Origin of the sequence: Microbacterium oxydans (genome assembly GCF_026559675.1) — a bacterium.
Lineage (GTDB): Bacteria > Actinomycetota > Actinomycetes > Actinomycetales > Microbacteriaceae > Microbacterium > Microbacterium oxydans_D.
Genome location: NZ_CP092891.1, coordinates 705,698 through 723,775, shown reverse-complemented (window position 1 = coordinate 723,775; position 18,078 = coordinate 705,698). Strand labels below are relative to the sequence as shown.

Annotated in this window: 19 protein-coding genes and 1 tRNA gene; 10 read left to right on the top strand and 10 right to left on the bottom strand. The window is 70.4% G+C overall.

What is annotated here, in order from left to right:
- Positions 1-8: 8 nt before the first annotated feature.
- The 6 genes from MME74_RS03405 to MME74_RS03380 all read right to left on the bottom strand — a co-directional run bounded on the left by MME74_RS03405 (position 9) and on the right by MME74_RS03380 (position 4,028).
- Positions 9-254, bottom strand: coding sequence for a hypothetical protein (locus tag MME74_RS03405; protein ID WP_267417289.1), 246 nt, complete (start codon positions 252-254; stop codon positions 9-11).
- 109 nt (positions 255-363) lie between these two features.
- Positions 364-1,017: a GntR family transcriptional regulator gene (locus tag MME74_RS03400; RefSeq protein ID WP_267417288.1), complete on the bottom strand. Its 654-nt coding sequence runs from the start codon at positions 1,015-1,017 to the stop codon at positions 364-366.
- Between the two features lie 136 nt (positions 1,018-1,153).
- Positions 1,154-1,795, bottom strand: coding sequence for an NADPH-dependent F420 reductase (locus MME74_RS03395; protein WP_267417287.1), 642 nt, complete (start codon positions 1,793-1,795; stop codon positions 1,154-1,156).
- 70 nt (positions 1,796-1,865) lie between these two features.
- Positions 1,866-2,300: a Fe-S cluster assembly sulfur transfer protein SufU gene (gene sufU, locus MME74_RS03390; RefSeq protein ID WP_267417286.1), complete on the bottom strand. Its 435-nt coding sequence runs from the start codon at positions 2,298-2,300 to the stop codon at positions 1,866-1,868.
- Entirely contained in the window at positions 2,297-3,604 is a 1,308-nt protein-coding gene (locus MME74_RS03385; protein WP_267417285.1) for an aminotransferase class V-fold PLP-dependent enzyme, read from the bottom strand. The genes sufU and MME74_RS03385 overlap by 4 nt, the downstream gene beginning before the upstream one ends.
- Before the next feature lie 43 nt (positions 3,605-3,647).
- Positions 3,648-4,028 carry a winged helix-turn-helix transcriptional regulator gene (locus tag MME74_RS03380; RefSeq protein WP_267417284.1) on the bottom strand — a complete coding sequence of 127 codons (381 nt, stop codon included), beginning with the start codon at positions 4,026-4,028 and terminating at the stop codon, positions 3,648-3,650.
- 87 nt (positions 4,029-4,115) lie between these two features.
- Here MME74_RS03380 and MME74_RS03375 point away from each other — a divergent pair, with 87 nt between their 5' ends.
- Complete coding sequence (locus MME74_RS03375; protein WP_267417283.1) at positions 4,116-4,508, top strand: nuclear transport factor 2 family protein; 393 nt, start codon at positions 4,116-4,118, stop codon at positions 4,506-4,508.
- 54 nt (positions 4,509-4,562) lie between these two features.
- Complete coding sequence (locus tag MME74_RS03370) at positions 4,563-5,210, top strand: LysE family translocator (RefSeq protein ID WP_267417282.1); 648 nt, start codon at positions 4,563-4,565, stop codon at positions 5,208-5,210.
- Between the two features lie 19 nt (positions 5,211-5,229).
- On the opposite strand, the gene MME74_RS03365 is transcribed toward MME74_RS03370, so the two are convergent.
- From MME74_RS03365 to MME74_RS03355, 3 genes are all read right to left on the bottom strand, one after another.
- Positions 5,230-6,030: a DUF1206 domain-containing protein gene (locus tag MME74_RS03365; RefSeq protein ID WP_267417280.1), complete on the bottom strand. Its 801-nt coding sequence runs from the start codon at positions 6,028-6,030 to the stop codon at positions 5,230-5,232.
- A 63-nt stretch (positions 6,031-6,093) separates the two neighbouring features.
- The gene (locus MME74_RS03360; RefSeq protein WP_267417278.1) at positions 6,094-6,729 is read right to left on the bottom strand and encodes a GyrI-like domain-containing protein; all 636 of its coding nucleotides are present in this window, start codon (positions 6,727-6,729) and stop codon (positions 6,094-6,096) included.
- An 87-nt stretch (positions 6,730-6,816) separates the two neighbouring features.
- A complete protein-coding gene (locus MME74_RS03355) occupies positions 6,817-7,683 on the bottom strand; it encodes an AraC family transcriptional regulator (protein WP_267417277.1) in 867 nt (288 codons plus the stop codon).
- Between the two features lie 185 nt (positions 7,684-7,868).
- On the opposite strand from MME74_RS03355, the gene MME74_RS03350 reads away from it, so the two are divergent.
- From MME74_RS03350 to MME74_RS03340, 3 genes are all read left to right on the top strand, one after another.
- Complete coding sequence (locus MME74_RS03350; RefSeq protein WP_267417276.1) at positions 7,869-8,381, top strand: hypothetical protein; 513 nt, start codon at positions 7,869-7,871, stop codon at positions 8,379-8,381.
- A 90-nt stretch (positions 8,382-8,471) separates the two neighbouring features.
- Positions 8,472-9,218: a GAP family protein gene (locus tag MME74_RS03345; RefSeq protein ID WP_267417275.1), complete on the top strand. Its 747-nt coding sequence runs from the start codon at positions 8,472-8,474 to the stop codon at positions 9,216-9,218.
- 47 nt (positions 9,219-9,265) lie between these two features.
- Positions 9,266-10,207: a DUF1214 domain-containing protein gene (locus MME74_RS03340; protein ID WP_267417274.1), complete on the top strand. Its 942-nt coding sequence runs from the start codon at positions 9,266-9,268 to the stop codon at positions 10,205-10,207.
- Positions 10,208-10,443: 236 nt separating this feature from the next.
- Here MME74_RS03340 and MME74_RS03335 read toward each other — a convergent pair.
- Positions 10,444-10,532: transfer RNA gene (locus MME74_RS03335), tRNA-Ser, on the bottom strand.
- Positions 10,533-10,719: 187 nt separating this feature from the next.
- Here MME74_RS03335 and MME74_RS03330 point away from each other — a divergent pair.
- The 5 genes from MME74_RS03330 to MME74_RS03310 all read left to right on the top strand — a co-directional run bounded on the left by MME74_RS03330 (position 10,720) and on the right by MME74_RS03310 (position 18,075).
- Entirely contained in the window at positions 10,720-11,430 is a 711-nt protein-coding gene (locus tag MME74_RS03330; protein WP_267417273.1) for a potassium channel family protein, read from the top strand.
- Positions 11,431-11,597: 167 nt separating this feature from the next.
- Entirely contained in the window at positions 11,598-13,067 is a 1,470-nt protein-coding gene (locus MME74_RS03325; protein WP_267417272.1) for a DUF2252 domain-containing protein, read from the top strand.
- Positions 13,064-13,807, top strand: coding sequence for an ion channel (locus MME74_RS03320; RefSeq protein ID WP_267417271.1), 744 nt, complete (start codon positions 13,064-13,066; stop codon positions 13,805-13,807). Before MME74_RS03325 ends, MME74_RS03320 begins: the two co-directional genes overlap by 4 nt.
- Positions 13,804-15,420: an MFS transporter gene (locus tag MME74_RS03315; RefSeq protein ID WP_267417270.1), complete on the top strand. Its 1,617-nt coding sequence runs from the start codon at positions 13,804-13,806 to the stop codon at positions 15,418-15,420. Before MME74_RS03320 ends, MME74_RS03315 begins: the two co-directional genes overlap by 4 nt.
- A gap of 60 nt (positions 15,421-15,480) precedes the next feature.
- Positions 15,481-18,075, top strand: coding sequence for a glycoside hydrolase family 78 protein (locus MME74_RS03310; RefSeq protein WP_267417269.1), 2,595 nt, complete (start codon positions 15,481-15,483; stop codon positions 18,073-18,075).
- The last annotated feature ends 3 nt before the right edge of the window (positions 18,076-18,078 follow it).

Below are 18,078 nucleotides of genomic sequence, written 5' to 3'. Positions count from 1 at the left end.
CCGGCGCATCACTTCAGGAACCCCGTCGTGTCCGCGATCTCCGCATCCTGCTCGGCGATCTCCGAGCGCAGGGCGGTGAGCTTCTCCGCGAGCTCGCGGTTGTCGCCGCGCGACTCCGCCAGCGCATGCTCGACGCGCACGATCTCCGCTTTGACGGCGGTGACGGCCGCCTGACGTTCCTGATCGGCGATCACGACGAGCGCGACTCCGCCGAGAACCAGCAGGCATCCGACCGCGACAGCAAGATTCCGCATCTCGCTCCCCAGGACAGCGCAACGTTTCCGGACCGACTCCGATCGCACCAATATACAACCGGAGACGTCGCTGTCGTCCCCGAATACGTGCGGACGGCGGCGGCGCGGTTCAGACGACCAGGTCGGCGGCCTTCGCGAGGCGCCGCTGGGCCGCGGCCTGCCCGCTCGCCAGGTGCGCGGGGACGATCCGGCGCAGCGCGACCGTGTCCCGCGCGGTCATCGCCTCGAGGATGATGCGGTGCTCGTCCGCCATCGCGAGCAGATCGTCATGCTGGCCGAACAGCCAGCGCAGTCGGGTGAGGAACACCGCGATGAGCTCACCGAGCATCTCGTTCGCAGCGAGCTCGACGGCGATCTCGTGGAACTCCGCGGCCGCGATCCGGGCGGCCTCCGAGTCGTCGGCATTCGCTGCGGCGAGCTCGCGCTCGTAGGCCGCACGGATGCGGGCGATGCCGTCCGCGTCGTGCCGCTCGGCCGCGAAGACGAAGATCAGCGTCTCGATGGCCTCCCGCACTTCGGCGAAGTCCTGGATGTCACGATCGGTGAACTCGCGGACGACGGCCCAGGTGCGAGGGCGGGCGACGACGACGCCCTCCGCGACGAGTGTGCGGATGGCTTCGCGCACGGGGAGCCGCGACACGTTCAGCTCCGCGGCGATGTCACGCTCGACGAGACGCGACCCCGGCACACGACGTCCGAGGACGATGTCGTCACGCAGGATGCGCGTGACCCGCACCGACTCGAGTTCGCCGCTTCTCCCCATAGCCCCCGCCATCTGGGCATTCTCGCACTCCGACGGTGGTTCCTCAACTTTTGGTATCCCAAGGCCCCGGGCACTCGGGAGATCCGGAGCAGGGCGACGAGGCGCAGACGCCCGTCGCCCTGTCCCGGATGACCTCTCAGGGCAGGCGGTTCGCGATCGCGAGGTTCGCCGTGAGCTCCTCCGCGTTCTGCCGCACCACGTAGGCCGGACGGTCCCGCTCCACCCGCCACGACTCGCTGAGCGGCCCGACGTTGACGGTGTCGAAGCCGGCCTCGTCATAGAACCGCGTGGCGAACGCGACGGCCTCGGCGTCGTCTCCGGCCGTGGCCAGGGCTCGACGATCCGCGGTTCCCGCCGGCGTGCCGTCGCTCGTGATCTCGGAGGCGTAGATGTGGTTGAACGCCTTCGCGATCTTCGCGCCGGGGAGCGCACGCTGCACCAGTTCCGACGTGGTGGTCTCGCCCTTGTCGAGTGCCTCGATGCGCCCGTCGCGCTCGAAGTAGTAGTTGTTCGTGTCGAGGACGATCTTGCCGGCGAGCTGCGCGGCGGGCAGTTCGCCGATCGCGCGCAGGGGAACGGTGACGACGGCGATGTCGGCAGCGGCGGCCGCATCCTCCGCCGTCGCGGCCTTCGCGCGCGGCCCGAGGTCGGCGACCAGGTCTGCCAGGGTCTCCGGTCCGCGTGAGTTGGCGATCACCACGTCGTACCCGTTGGCCAGCGCCACGCGTGCGATCTGGCTGCCGATGTGTCCTGCACCGATGATTCCGAGAGTTGTCATGTACGGCCCAACGTCCGCCGGACGCGACTATTCCCGTGAAGACGCCGCGCGTCGAGCGGCCGTCGACGACTCAGCTGCGGGTGAGGGCGTCTTCCGCGGCGACCCAGGCGAGCATGGCGCACTTGACCCGCGCGACGTACTTCGAGACCCCGCCGAGGGCCGCTGCATCGCCGAGAAGCTCCTCGTCGGGCTCGATCTTCCCGCGCGAGCGCATCGCCTCGCGGAACGCCGCGATGCGGACCTCGAGGTCGTCGACGCTCAGCCCCTCGGCGAGCTCGGCGAGCAGCGAGGCCGAGGCCTGGGAGATCGCGCATCCATGCCCCTCCCACGCGATCGCCTCGACGCTGCCGTCGGCGCCGCGGTGCACCTGCAGGGTGATCTCGTCTCCGCAGGTGGGGTTGAGCTGATGCGACTGCGCGGGGATCTCCTCGCGCAGCCCGTATCCGTGCGGGGTGCGCGAGTGGTCCAGGATCAGCTCCTGGTACAGGTTCTGCAGGTCGCTCATGCGCCCCTCCGGAAGAAGTCGATCGCCCCGGCGACGCCGTCGATCACGGCCTCCACCTCGGCGTCCGTCGTGTACAGGTATGTGCTCGCCCTGGTCGACGAGGTCACGCCCAGGCGCCGGTGCAGCGGCTGCGCGCAGTGGTGCCCGACCCGCACGGCGATGCCGAGGTCGTCGAGGAACTGCCCCACGTCGTGGGAGTGGATGCCGGCCACGTCGAAGCTCGCGAGCCCGACGCGCGGCAGGTCGATGCCGGCGCCGAGCACCCGCACCCCGTCGATCGCACTCAGGCCCTCGACGAGGCGACGACCGAAGGCGGCCTCGTGCGCGGCGATGCGGGACATGCCGACCTCGCTCAGGTAGTCCACGGCCGCGGCGAGCGCGATCGCCTGCGACACACGCTGCGTGCCGGCCTCGAACCGCTGCGGCGGCGGCAGGTACTCGGCCTCGGTGGTGGTGACCGTGGTGATCATCGAGCCGCCGGTGAGGAACGGCGGCATGGCCGCCAGGATCTCGCGGCGACCGTAGAGCGCGCCGATGCCCGTGGGTCCGAGCATCTTGTGACCGGAGAGCACGGCGAAGTCGACGCCCAGTGCACGCACGTCGAGCGGCAGGTGCGGGGCCGACTGGCACGCGTCGAGAAGAGTGAGTGCGCCGACCTGGCGGGCGAGCGCGACCAGCTGCTCGACGGGGTTGATCACCCCGAGCACGTTGGAGACGTGCGTGAACGCCACGAGCCTCGTCCGCTCGCCGATCATCTCGGCGGCGATGTCGAGCCGCAGCGCGCCGTCGTCGTCGAGGGGGATGACCTTCAGCGTCGCGCCCGTGCGGGCGGCGAGCTCCTGCCACGGGATGAGGTTCGCGTGGTGCTCCATCTCGGTCGTGACGATCTCGTCGCCCTCCCGGAGTCGCAGCCGATCGGCCGCCGCTCCCCCGCGTCCGAGCGAGGCGTTCGACAGCGAGTACGCGACGAGGTTGATCGCCTCGGTCGCGTTCGACGTCCAGACGATCTCGTCGTCGTGCGCCCCCACGAAGCGGGCCAGGGTGCTGCGGGCGTCCTCGAACAGCTCGGTCGCCTCCGCCGCCAGGGTGTGCGCCCCGCGGTGCACCGCGGCGTTCAGGGTGGTCGCGAAGGCGCGCTCCGCGTCGAGCACGGCGGTCGGCCGCTGCGACGTCGCGCCGGAGTCGAGATAGGTGAGCGCATGCCCCTGCACCTGCGTGTGCAGGATCGGGAAGTCCTCGCGGATCCGCCGCACCTCGGTCTCGCTGAGAGGGGCGATCACGTCGACACCGGAAGAAACGCTCATCGTTCCAGTTTCCCACCTGTGGAGCACGGGTGGGCCCGCCCGCTCAGCGACCGTCGAGCATCTTGTCGTCGGCGACCTCGTCGTAGCGGTCCTGCGCCTCGCGGACGTCGTCGACATGCGACTCGGCCCAGATCTGCAGCGCCCGGAGCGGTTCGTGCAGCGTGCGCCCGAGCGGAGTGAGCACATAGCGGGAGTGACCGTCCGTGCCGACGGCGCGCTCCAGCATGCCGTCGCGTTCCAGAGCACGGAGGGTGTCGACGAGCACCTTCTTCGTGATCCCGTCCACCCGCTGGTGCAGCTCTCCGAAACGCAGCGGCTGCTCGTGCAGGAGCACGACGATCATGGCCGTCCACTTGTTGGCGATCCGGGCCAGCGATGCACGGGAGGGGCATTTCGCCGAGAAGACCGTCCACTCGCTCGACATGCGCCGCTCCGTCCGGTGACGTTGAAGTAACCGCGTCCCGGTCGAGACGCTGGATGCCCACAGTACCGACCCTTCAGGAGGAGCATCATGTCGGCGATCGACGTCGTAGGACAGTACGGTGCGGCCATGGCCGCAGGAGACATGGAGGCGCTGGCGGCGACCTTCCATCCGGATGCCGTCTGGCACCAGCCGGGCGAGAACCAGGTGTCGGGCGACCATGTCGGACCGGACGCGATCCTTGCGCACCTCGGCCGCTTCATGGAGCTGAGCGGCGGCACGTTCGCGCTCGAGACCGAGTCGGCGACCGAGAGCGGCGACCTGGTCTCGGCGACCGTCCGCTTCCGTGCGCAGCGCCCCGGGCACGACGACCTCGACCAGCACGGCGTCGACGTCTTCCGCGTGGCCGAGGGCCGCATCGTCGAGGTCTGGCTGATGAGCGAGGACCAGGAGGCGGAGGACCGCTTCTGGGGCCAGGGCTGACATCGGGTCGAGGGGTGCTCGCGGCGCACGCCCGCGCACCCCTAGGCTCGCACCATGTTCAGCGCTGAGACCCTCACGACCTTCGTGATCGCGGCCTTCATCATGGTGGTGATCCCGGGGCCGACCGTGCTGTTCACGATCGGCCGGGCGATGGCCCTCGGCCGCCTGGGTGGCTTCCTCAGCATCCTCGGCACCGCCGTCGGTTCGATCGTGCTCGTCGTCGCGGTCGCGCTCGGCGTGGGCACGGTGATCGCGCAGTCGATCGTGCTGTTCACGATCGTCAAGGTTCTCGGCGCCGGCTACCTGATCTTCCTCGGCATCCAGGCGATCCGTCATCGGAAGGATGCGGCCCGCGCGATCGTCTCCGCACCGACGAAGCGCTCCGGGGTCCGGCTGCTCGTCGAGGGGTTCGTCGTCGGTGTGACGAACCCCAAGTCGATCGCGTTCTTCCTGGCGATCCTGCCGCAGTTCGTCGATCTGCACGCGGGGTCGGTCCCCGTGCAGCTCTTCGTGCTCGGGGCCATCGTCGTCACGATCGGTGTGGCCTGCGACGCGGTGTGGGTGCTCCTCGCGAGTGCCGCCCGCGATTGGTTCGGGCGTTCACCGCGACGGATCGAGGCGATGGGCGCGACCGGCGGCGGCCTCATGATCGCCCTCGGCGCGTTCCTGCTGGTGTGGAGCGAGAAGCCGGCGAGCGCGTGAGCGGCGCCGAACTCCGTGATCACATGCGGGCGAACCGGGCTCGCGCGATGCAGAAGACGCCGTAGACCGCGAAGCCTGCGCCGACCGCTCCCAGGACGAGACCGCCGAGGGGCAGCTCGAGCAGGCTGTGCAGAGCGGCGTCGAGCCCCGCGCCCTTCTCGGGGTCCTGTGTCACCGCGGCCACGACGAACAGCACCCCGGTCACGGCCACGGCGATGCCCTTGCCGAAGTAGCCGACGATGCCGAGCGTGACGATGCCCCGGCGGGCGACGCCCGAGGGCAGATCGAGCAGCTTCTCGAACCCGCGTGTGAACCCGCCGACCACGAAGCCCACGCCGACGCCGACCACGGAGAGGCCGATGATGACGAGCAGCACCACGCCCCCGGGAGCGGCCAGGACCACGGCGCTCAGTGTCTTCGACGCGGTCTCGGAGTCGGCGTTGCCGCCCAGCGCGTAGATGAACGCCATGCCCGCGACCACGAGGTAGGCGAGGGCGATGCCGAAGAGCTTGATGCGCTGTCCCCACTTCTTGGTCTCGGCGGGGTCGGTGGCGAGGAAGGCGCTCGCGATCTGCCAGACGGCCAGCGCGAGGAGACCGACGGCGACGAGCAGGAGGAGCAGACCGCCGACGGGGTTCTGTCGGATCTGCTCCATCGCGCCGTCCTGGTCGGCGTCTCCGGACGCGCCCGCGGCGATCGAGATGGCGATCGAGCCGATGATCACGTGGATCAGTCCGAGGACGACGAACCCGGCGCGGGCGATCCGTCGGAAGGCGGAGGACCCCTTGGCGACCCGGGCGGCGTGCTTGACCGTGCTCATCGATGAAGCGTATCCGTCGAGGCCGGGCTGCGCCGAGGGGCTTGATTTCCCGGCACCCACCGGTCAGACGGCCGGCACCACCGGCTGCCGGAGGATGGTGCGCAGCTTCGCCGGGTCGGTACGACGCAGGTAGCTCAGGTAGATCTCGTGATGCGTCCCCCGCATGCGCAACCCGCGGTCGGGGATGAAGCGGTGATGGAGATCGTCGAGCACGGGGCCCTCGTCGTCGAACGGACCGACGTGGAGGGTCTGCACGCTGGTGCCCTCGTCGAGCGTCTCCAGACGCACGGCTTCCAGTGCCGGCACCGGCTCCTTCTTCGTGGTCGCCTTGTGCGCGACCACCTCCACGGCGTCGGCGAACATCGGCGCGGTGATGTGGTCGCCGACCATGATCATGAGGGTCCACAACCAGGCCTGCTTGTCGCGACGGGAGGTGAACGCATCCATGTCCGGCGCGTGCCAAAGCCCTTCGAGGGGCATCACCACGGTGTCGATCCCGAGCTCACGTCGACTCGCGAACTTCAGCGTGTACGCGAGGGGGAACAGGGCCGACACGGCTTCCGAGAAGAGCGTCGAGGTATTCGGATCCCCCGCCCCGTCGACCATCAGGTACGTCATCGGCGGCACCTCGACGATGCGGAACTCGCCCCGCCTCGCCCGGTACGCGTCGAGCGTCTTCTTCGGGTCGATCGCCGCCATGACGTGCCTCCCTCGGTCGTGCGGCCAGTGTGGCACGGGGGTCGGACACGGGAGGGGCGGCGTGCCCGTCCCGTGCCGTGTCCGCCGTCAGCTCTGCTCGATCGGCAGCCACAGCTCGCACGAGGCGAAGTCGCCCGTGAACTCGAGGTAGCGGACGATCGACGGGCCCGGGCGGAGCCGCCAGGGATTCGACGGGAACCACTCGGTCGCGGTCGCCGCCCACAGGTCCTGCAGCGTCTGGGGGAACGGGCCGCGGGCGGCGAAGACCGCCCAGGTGCCGTCGTCGAGCCGGATGACGTAGAGGTCGTCCGGAACCGGGGTGGCGACCTGCAGCGCGACGCCGTGCAGATATGTCAGCAGCGTCCCCTCCGGCGCATCCGGCTCGATGTCCGCCGTGACGGCGAGGATTCCGGAGGGCTCGGCGTTCCCGAGAGCCTTGAGGCGCGCATGCTCCTCCGGCGGGATCGCGGCGATGTGCGCCTGGATGTGCGGGTTGACGCCCTCATGGAGGAGCGGGACCTCGACGGCGTGACCGGCGAGGACCGTTGCGGGCAGGTGGGTGATGGTGACGTCCATCGGAGTGCTCCCTTCGACGCTCAGGCGGAACCGGAGCGTGGGTTGTGTGCGGAGAGGACCCCCTTCTCGGCGCGCGTCGGCCGGACTGATCCCGTGCACCGCACGGAACGCGCGACCGAACGCCTCGACCGAGCCGTAGCCGTGACGGACGGCGACGTCGAGCAGGCTGGTCGCACCCGCGGCGAGCTCGGCCCCGGCGTGCGTCATCCGGCGGCGGCGCACGTACTCCGAGAGCGGCATCCCCGCGAGGGCCGAGAACATCCGGCGCAGGTGATACTCCGTCGTCCCGTGCGCGCGAGCGAACGCGGCGACGTCGATCTCCTCATCCGGTGGCGTAGCCGCGACCAGATCCACCACGGCGTTGAGCGTGCCGATCATGGGGTCCTCCTTTCCCTGCCATCGTGTCCGGCCCGCAGCAGAGCACACCCGATCATTCTGGTCCGATGCGGTCGGCCGGAGGGGTCATCCGTTCCGAGATCTCCCTGTTCACACTCGGCATTCAGAGTTTGTGAACGGGGATCACATATCGTTTTGTGTGGGGATAGCTGGGGAGAAAGATCGACGTGAAGGTGCATGACCTGCTCATCGGTATCCCCCGCGCGCTCCCGGAGCTGCCGGAAGCGGAGAATCCCTTCCTCCATGCGGATGCGCTGATCGGCGCCCAGATCACCCGGATCGTCGTCGACGTCCTGGGCGGGACGGCGGGCGTGCTCCTGGAGCTACGGCAATCGCCACGCCTGCGGGGGAACACCGCCCTGCTGCGCGTGACGGGGATCGCCCAGCAGAACTGGATCAGCACGCGGACCGCCAACGAGTTCACGGCCTGGTCGATCACCGGTGCGACGCTGCGCCAGCTGGACTCCGAGTTCCAGCTGATCGCCGACTGCCTCCCGGTGGGAACGCTGCGCCTGATCGGGACGTCGGCCGACTTCACCCTGCTCGAGGCGAGCGCGCTGGACACCGCTCCGCCCGACTACCGCGCCGACCCGCGCGCCCTGATCCGCTTCGGCATCGCCGACGAGAGCACGGACGTCGAGCCGATCGGCACCGCGCGCTCGGTCGACGCCTCCGCCTGACACGACACCGCCGGACCCGACGGGCGAGAACTCATCCCTGGAGGATGAGACGCCCGTTCCCGACGTCTTGCATCCGCAAGCATGGCGGGGATGGGGCCGGCGCTTCCCGATGACACGGGAGCCGTCACCGGGGTGCCGTCGGTCGAGAGGGACGAGAGCATGCTGGGTTCGGTGATCGGGGAGACGCTTCCCCTGACGCTCGCGATCGCCATCAGTCCGTTGACGATCGTCGCGATCATCCTGATGCTGCTCTCCCCGAATGCCGGACGCACCGGTCCCGGGTTCCTCATCGGCTGGTGCGTCGGGGTCGCCGTACCCGTCGCCGTGTTCGTGATCCTCGCGGGCGTCCTCCCGGTTCCCGCCGACCGCAGCGGCCCGGACGCGGTGCGAGCGGTCGTGCAGTTCGTCCTGGCGGCGCTCCTGCTCCTGCTCGCGGTGAAGCAGTGGCGCGGACGACCCGCTCCCGGCGAGGATCCGACGCTGCCGAAGTGGATGTCGGCGGTCGACTCGTTCACGTTCGGACGCGCGCTCGGGCTGGGGCTGCTGCTCTCGCTCCCCCGCCCCAAGAACCTGCTGATCGCCGCCAGTGCGGGCTTCATCGTCGGCAGCGCGGGCCTCTCCACCGCGTCCACCGCGGTCGCCGCGGCCGTCTTCATCGCCTGCGCCGTCTCCAGCGTCGTGATCCCCGTCATCGCGTTCACGCTCTCCGCCGATCGGCTGCGCGCGCCGATGGAAGCCTTCCACCGGTGGCTCGCGAGGGAGAACGCGGTGATCACGACCGTGCTGCTCGCCGTCATCGGCGTCCTCATGCTCGGCAAGGGCATCGGCTCCCTCTGAACGCACCCGCGCCGTCGCCTCGTCCCCACCCCTCGAAAGGAACCCCCATGTCCTCGATCCCGGTCAACGTCCTGAACTTCAACAGGGCGGAGACAGACCTGATGTTCTCCCGACTCTCCGCCGGCACCGGGGTGGGTGCGTGGAACCACACCTACGAGCTGAAGCCGCTCGACGACCAGCCCATCATCCGGCAGAACCGCGACACGCTCTACAGCAGCGCGATCATCGATGTGCGCGACGGCGTGACCGTCACGCTGCCGGACACCGGTGAGCGCTACATCTCGGTCTGGGTCATCAACCAGGACCACTACGGTCCGATCATCCTGCGCGAGCCGGGTGAGCACCGCCTCACGCGCGACTTCGTCGGCACCGATCACGCGGCGCTCATCGTGCGCATCCTCGTCGACCCGCAGAACCCCGACGACGTCGCGCAGGTGAACCGGCTGCAGAACGCCCTGGCCATCACGGGCGGCGGCTCGGGGCCGTATCCGCTTCCCGAGTACGACGAGCAGTCCCAGACGGAGACCCGCGACGCGCTCCTCGCGCTGGCCCGCGGGGTCAGCAAGTACGACCACGCGTTCGGCACGGTGGACGAGGTCGACCCGATCCGGCACCTCCTCGGCACGGCGTCCGGCTGGGGCGGCCTCCCCGAGTACGAGGCGACGTACATCAGCGTGGACGAGGACCTCCCCGTCGACGAGTACCGGCTCCGGCTCGTCGACGTGCCGGTCGACGCCTTCTGGTCGGTGTCGCTCTACAACGCCGCCGGCTTCTTCGAGGAGAACAGCCTCGGCGTGAACAGCATCAACAGCCTCACTGCGGTCAGGGACGAGGACGGCGGAGTGACGATCCGCTTCGGCGTGCAGCTCGACGGCGTCGCGAACGCCCTTCCGATCATGCCGGGCTGGAACTACGTGCTGCGGCTCTACCGTCCGCGGCCGTCGGTCCTCGACGGCACGTGGACCGCTCCCCGGCCCGAGAAGCTGTGACCGACCAGCGCGTCCAGCGAGCCACGCATCCCCACACGCGGAGGCCATGACCTGCACGCGCTGCTGCTCGCCGGAGCTCGATGACCGGCCCGAGCAGCGAGAACCTCCGGATCGACGACCGTCCCCAGCGGCATCGACCGGAGGTTTCTCGTGTGTGTCGACACCGCAGCGGTCGGGGCGTGGGACAGCCTTCTCGGGGCCACGCGGAAATCAGCTATGACCAGCTGAAACAAGTGCGGAGACGAGGGGATTTGAACCCCTGGTCCCCGTGAGGGGACTCCACCTTAGCAGGGTGGTGCACTCGGCCGGACTATGCGACGTCTCCAGGCATCCGACCCGAAAGCACGGATGCACCTAGCCATCATAACGGGTCGGGAGAGCAGAGACGAACCGAGAGGGACGACCCCCTTCTGACCGACGCGCACCCGCACTGACCGGGGATGCGCACGGGCGCTGGGATACTGGCCGCACATCGTGGACGTCGCCGTCCACCGCGCGGAAGAGGACCAGCCATGCCCCGCCCAGACACGAGGAATGCGGATCACGACACCGCCCGGATCCGCCGCTTTTGGGATGACCGCGGCGTCGGCTACGCGATCGTCCTCGCCCTGCTCATCCTCTCCTACGGGCTGTGCGCCACGCAGCCCAGCACCGACCCGAGCCCGTGGGCGTTCCTCGCGATGCTGGCGACGGTCGCGATCGTGTTCCACGTGACCAGGGCACGGCGCCTGGTGCAGCGCGTGTCGTGGGTGGTGCTGTCCGTCGCGGGCGCCGCCGCGATCATCGCCACCGCGTTCGGCATCGACGGCCCGGTGCTGGCGATCCCACTGTCCGCCGCATCGATGATCGCGTTGCTGGTCGCGCCCGGTGCGATCATCATCCATCAGGTCACCCGCCGCGGGCTCGACCTGGAGGCACTGCTGGCGGCCATCACGGCGTACATCCTCGTCGGGATGTTCTTCGCGTTCGTCTACAACCTGATGTCGCAGATCTCGCCGACCCCGATGTTCGGCGAGAAGAGCCTCGACTCCCTCGGCAACCAGCTCTTCTTCTCCTTCACGGCCCTCACCACGACGGGGTACGGCAACCTGGTCCCGGTCGGAACGGGCGGGCAGGCGATCGCCATCGCGGAGGGCATCACCGGCCAGCTGTTCCTGATCACGGCCGTCGCACGGATCATGCGCGGCGCGAGCGCGAAACGCGGCACGCCCTCCCCCGCCTGAGCGCACCCACCGTCACGCGGGCGCATCGCCCCGAAAGGGTGACACGGTCGCCCCGTCGCCGTCGGGCAGTGCGACGATGACGGTGCGACGCCGCCCGCACCCGGCCCGGGGAACCTCCTCCGGCCCTCCGGCTCCCGCGCCGTCGACACACGGGTGCGAGGTGCGACATGGTGAGACGCGAGAACGCCGACGCGAGCGACGACTTCCGGGCGCCGGACGCCGTGGCGCCCGAATTCGTCACGAGACGGAGCCACGGCCGCGACGCCCGTGCCCGTGCACCGCGCTCGCAGCAGGGCCCGTGGGATCCCGGCCCGGGCCGTCCGGACCCGATCGCCCTCCTGGAGGGGCAGGCCACCACACGGGACCTCGACATCGTCCCGCTGCGGTACGAGCGGATGGCGGCATCCCCCTTCGCCTTCTACCGCGGAGCCGCCCTGCTGATGGCATCCGACCTCGCCACGATGCCGCACACCGGGATCACCGTGCAGCTGTGCGGGGATGCGCACCTGTCGAACTTCGGGCTGTTCGGCACCCCGGAGCGCCGGATGATCTTCGACATGAACGACTTCGACGAGACCTTTCCCGGGCCGTTCGAGTGGGATCTGAAGCGGCTCGCGACGAGCTTCGCCGTGGCCGGACGCCATCGCGGCTTCTCGGCCGAGGAGATCCGCGCCTGCGTCCGCGCCTCGGTCCGCGGGTACCGGAGAGCGATGCGCCGCGCCGCCGACTCCCCCGTCCTCGACGCCTGGTACGACCGGTTCGACGCCGAGAGCGCGCGGCGACGGGTCCGGGCGGAGCGGGATCGACGGCAGGCCGACGACGAGACCGTCCTGCGGCTCGACGCCGCGCTGAAGAAGGCCCGCAAGCGCGATCGGATGCGGTCGTTCGCGCGACTCGTCCGGGTCGTCGACGGCCAGCTGCGCATCATCCCGAACCCGCCGCTGGTGACCCCGGTCGAAGACCTGCTTCCCGACGGCGAAGGGGTGCCGGACGAGGTGGACACCATGCGCGAGCTCCTCGCCGCGTACCGGGTGACCCTGCCCGGCGACCGGCATCCGATCTCCGAGTACCGCTACCGGCACATGGCGAGGACGATCGGCGGGATCGGCAGCGTGGGCACCCGCGCCTGGGTCATCCTCCTCAGCGGACGCAACGACGACGACCCGCTGCTGCTGCAGGCCAAGACGGCCCAGCCGTCGGTGCTCGAACGGTTCCTCGGCGCCGGAGAGCACGCGGGAGAGGCGGAACGCGTCGTGCGCGGGCAGCGGCTCATGCAGGCGGCCAGCGACATCTTCCTGGGATGGCAGCGGGTGACCGGCGCCGACGGCATCACGCGCGACTTCTACGTCCGCCAGCTCCACGACTGGAAGGGCGGGATCGACCCGGATGCGATGACTCCGCGCGGCGCCGCACTCTACGCGCGCATCTGCGGCGAGACTCTCGCCCGTGCGCACGCCAGGAGCGGGGATCGCCTGGAGGTCGCCGGCTACCTCGGCCGCGGTCGCGCCTTCGACGAGGCGGTCTGCGCCTTCGCCGACACCTACGCCGACCAGAACGACCGCGACCACGCGGCACTCCGCGAGGCGCTCGCATCCGGACGCCTGCCGTCGATGGCCTCCGAGGAGCCGGGACGGTGAGCGCTCCCCGCCGAGACAGGTCTTCCCGCGTGCGCAGCAGACGCCCCGACGGCATCCTCGGCGGGGCATCCGGGTATGCGATCGTCCTCGTGCTCCTCGTCGTGTCGTATGCGCTGTGCGCCGCGCAACGCGGCACGAACCCGAGTCCGTGGGCGTTCCTCGTGATCCTGGTGACGGTCGCCGTGGTGTTCCACGTCACCGGGACGCGACCGCTGGTGCAGCGCATCGCGTGGGTGATCCTGTCGGCGGCCGGACTCGCCACCATCGTGGCGGCGCTCGTGGGGGCGAGCGGCCACGCGCTCGACATCGTCTTCTCGACGGCGTCGATGATCGCGCTGCTGGTCGCCCCGGCCACGATCATCACGCACCAGGTCACGCGCCGCGGACTCAACCTCGAGGCCCTGCTGGCCGCCATCACCGCCTATGTGCTGGTCGGCCTCTTCTTCACCTTCGTCTTCAACCTGTTCTCCCTCCTGTCGTCGGTGCCGATGTTCGACGGGGCGGACGACGACTCGCTCGCCAACCAGCTCTTCTTCTCGTTCACGACGCTCACCACCACCGGCTACGGCAACCTCGTCCCGACCGGCGCGGGTCCGCAGGCGGTCGCGGTCGCCGAGGCCATCACCGGCCAGCTCTTCCTCATCACCGCCGTCGCCCGCATCATGCGCGGCACGAGCGCACGCACCGCGCCCGCATCATCCGGACCCGCATCATCCGCAGCCTCGAAGGAGCCGTCATGAAGAGATGGAGCGTCATCGCCGTGCTCGGATCCGCCCAGTTCGTGATGGTCCTGGACGGCACCGTGATGAACGTGTCGATCTCGACCGTGGTGACCGACCTCGACACCACGGTGGCCGCCATGCAGGGCGCGATCACGTTCTACACCCTCACGATGGCCGCGTTCATGCTCCTGGGCGCGAAGCTGGGCGACGTGTGGGGTCGTCGCCGAGCGTTCGTGATCGGCTCCTGCATCTACGCCGCGGGGTCGCTGATCACGGCGCTGAGCCCGAACGTGCAGTTCCTCTTCCTCGGCTGGTCGGTCATCGAGGGCCTCGGGGCGGTGCTCGTCATCCCCGCGATCGCGGCCCTCGTCGCCGACAACTACCGCGGGCGCGAGCGCATCACGGCCTTCGCGATCATCGGGGCGGTCTCCGGCGCCGCCGTCGCCGCGGGGCCGCTGATCGGCGGGTACGTGACGACGTACTTCGACTGGCGCTACGTGTTCGTCGCCGAGGTGGTCATCATGATCGGCGTGGTGCTGTGCGCCCGGATCATCACCGACCCCACGCCGCGACAGCCCATCCGCATCGACGTCCTCAGCGTCGCCCTCTCCTCCGTCGGACTCGTGGCCGTGGTGTTCGGGATGCTGCAGAGCAAGATCTGGGGATGGGTCCTGCCGCTGAATCCGCCCGTCATCGGCGGCGTCACGATCACCCCGCTCGGCATCTCCCCCGCCGCCTGGTTCATCGTGGTCGGTGTCGCCCTGCTCGCCCTGTTCCTCTCCCGACAGCGCCATCTGGAACGCGCCGGGCGCCCACCGCTCGTGCACGTCGGGATGTTCTCGATCACGGCGCTGCGCAGCGGACTGTCGGTGCTGGGCGCCCAGTACACGGTGACCGCCGGACTGTTCTTCATGGTGCCGGTGTACCTGCAGATGACGCTCGGCCTCGACGCGCTGGAGACCGGCATCCGCATCTTCCCGCTGTCGATCGCGCTGGTGCTGTTCTCGATCGTGGGCACCCGGCTCTCGCGCCGCGCCTCGCCGCGGACGATCGTGCGCATCGGACAGCTGATCCTCGTCGTCAGCGCTCTGATCCTGCTCGGCTCGGCCACGAGCGACCTGCGCAGCGGACTCTTCGCCACCGGGATGTTCCTGTCCGGCGCCGCGCTCGGGCTGCTCGCCTCGCAGCTCGGGAACGTGAACATGTCGAGCGTGACGGAGAAGGAGACGAGCGAGGTGGGCGGCCTGCAGGGCGTGTTCCAGAACCTCGGCTCGTCGCTGGGCACCGCGCTGATCGGCTCGATCCTCATCGGCGCGCTGTCGACCTCCTTCGCATCGGGCGTCGCGGCGAGCGACCTGCCGGACGGCACGAAGACGACCGTGGCCGCGGCCACCGAGCACGGCGTCACGATCGTCCCCGCCGCCGACGTGGCCGCGATCGCGGAGAAGGCCGGGCTGAGCGACGCGGATGCCGACACCCTCGCGACGGTCTACCGCGATTCCCAGCTGTCGTCGCTGCGCATCGCCTTCTTCGGGCTGATCCTCATCAGCCTCCTGTCCCTCCTCTTCTCGCGAGGGATACCGAGCGCCACCGACCTGCGCCGGCGGCACAGCGAGGCCGCCACGACCTGATCGCCGGGCAGTCCGACTACGGACGGATCCCGGACATCTCCATCAGCGAGGATGAGGAGCATGACGACCGTCTCCGCGCCCCGCATCGAGCACCACCGCGAACCGCTCGGCATCGGCGAATCCCGCCCGCGCCTGAGCTGGACCCTGTCCGACGCTCCCGCCGACTGGCGCCAGCAGCGCTACGCCGTCACGCTCACCCGCGCCGACGGAGAGGAGACCGTCGAGGTCGCCTCTCCCTCGCAGGTGCTGGTGCCCTGGCCGGGCCGCGCCCTCGACTCGCGCGAACGCGTCACCGTGCGCATCGCGGTGCAGGGCGACGACGGGGCGTGGTCGGCTCCGAGCCCCGCCACGACCCTCGAAGCCGGCCTCCTGCACGCGGACGACTGGTCGGCGCGCCCCGTCGGCGCCGATCTCGACGAGGACCCGGAGAGCGACGATCGCCGCCCCACCCTGGTGCGCACGGGCTTCCGCGTCGACGGCGAGATCGTCCGAGCCCGGCTCTACGCCACCGCGCACGGCCTGTACGAGGCGGAGATCAACGGCGTCCGCGTCGGATCCGACACGCTCTCCCCCGGCTGGACGGTCTATCGCGAGCGCCTGCGCTTCTACACCTACGACGTGACCGACCTGCTCCTCCCGGGCCAGAACGCTCTCGGCGCCTGGCTCGGCGACGGCTGGTACCGCGGCCGGCTCGGCTGGCGCGGGGGATTCCGCAACGTCTTCGGCAGCGACCTGTCGTTCCTCGGGCAGCTGGAGATCACCTACGCCGACGGACGCCGCGACACGGTCGCGACCGACGGCACCTGGAAAGCGGCGCTCTCCCCGATCCTCCGATCCGGGATCTACGACGGCGAGGACCACGACGCGCGGCGGGAGGTGCCCGACTGGTCGACCGGCTCGTTCGACGACACCGGGTGGCTGCCGGTCGCCGTGCGCGAGCGGGACCCGCGCACCCTGGTCGCCCCCACCGCCCCGCCGGTGCGGGTGACCGAGGAGGTCGCGCCCGTCGCGGTGCTGACCTCGCCGAGCGGCGCCCGCATCCTCGACTTCGGGCAGAACCTCGTCGGACGCATCCGCATCCGGGTCACCGGACCGAGCGGATCGACGGTCACACTGCGCACCGCGGAGGTGCTGCAGGAGGGCGAGATCTACACCCGCCCGCTGCGCAGCGCCCGCTCGACGGACAACTACACGCTCGCCGGCCGCCCCGACGGCGAGGAGTGGGAGCCGCGGTTCACGTTCCACGGCTTCCGATACGCCGAGGTCTCCGGCTGGCCGGGCGACCTCGATGCGGATGCGGCCGCCGGCGCGCTCACAGCCCGCGTGCTGCACACCGACCTCGAGCGCACCGGCTGGTTCACGTGTTCCGACCCGCTGGTCGAGCAGCTGCACCGCAACGTCGTGTGGGGCATGCGGGGCAACTTCGTCGACATCCCGACCGACTGCCCGCAGCGTGATGAGCGCGTGGGCTGGACGGGCGACATCCAGGTGTTCGGACCGACGGCCTCGACGCTGTTCGACGTCTCGGGGATGCTGTCCGGTTGGCTCCGCGACCTCGAGGCGGACCAGCTGCCCGACGGCACGGTGCCGTGGTTCGTACCGGTGATCCCGTCGCACAAGACATGGTCCCCGGCCCGCCCCGGCGCCGCGTGGGGCGACGTCGCGGCCCTGCTGCCGTGGACCCTGTACCAGCGCTTCGGCGACGAGGGGGTCCTGGCCGCGCAGTTCGAGAGCGCACGGCGCTGGGTCGACCGGATCGACGCCCTCGCCGGCCCCGATCGCCTGTGGAACGAGGGTTTCCAGCTGGGCGACTGGCTCGATCCCGCCGCTCCCCCTCAGGACCCCGCCGACGCGCGCACCGATCGCTACCTCGTCGCCACGGCCTACTTCGCACGATCGGCCCGCGCGGTCGCCGACATGGCGAAGGTGCTCGGCCGCGCCGCCGAAGCCGCGCACTACGGCACCCTCGCCGACGAGGTGGCCGCCGCGTTCCGCGGCGCGTACGTGCGGGCCGACGGCACGATGACATCGGATGCGCAGACCGCGTACGCCCTGGCCATCACGTTCGATCTGCTCGCGGACGAGACACAGCGCGCACAGGCCGGCGCACGCCTCGCCGAGCTCGTGCGCGCCGCCGGCAACCGCATCGCGACCGGCTTCGTCGGCACGCCGCTCGTCAGCGACGCGCTCTCCGTGACCGGCCACACCGACACCGCCTACGACCTGCTGCTGGAGCAGGACTGTCCGTCGTGGCTGTACCAGGTGGTGCAGGGCGCGACCACGATCTGGGAGCGGTGGGACGCGATGCTCCCGGACGGCACCGTCAACCCGGGGACCATGACGTCGTTCAACCACTACGCGCTGGGGGCGGTGGCCGACTGGCTGCACCGGACGGTGGCCGGACTCGCCCCCGCCGAACCGGGCTACCGCCGTATCCGGTTCGCGCCACGGCCGGGTGGCGGGCTCACGCACGCCTCGGCGACGCAGCGCACTCCCTACGGGGAGGCCTCGATCGCGTGGCGCATCGAGGGGAACGACCTGCGCGTCGACCTCGTCGTCCCCGTCGGCGCGACCGCCGAGCTCGACCTGCCCGGCGCCCCGCCGGAGGAGCTCGGTCACGGTACGCACTCGCGGACCGTTCCGCTGCCGCGCTGAGAA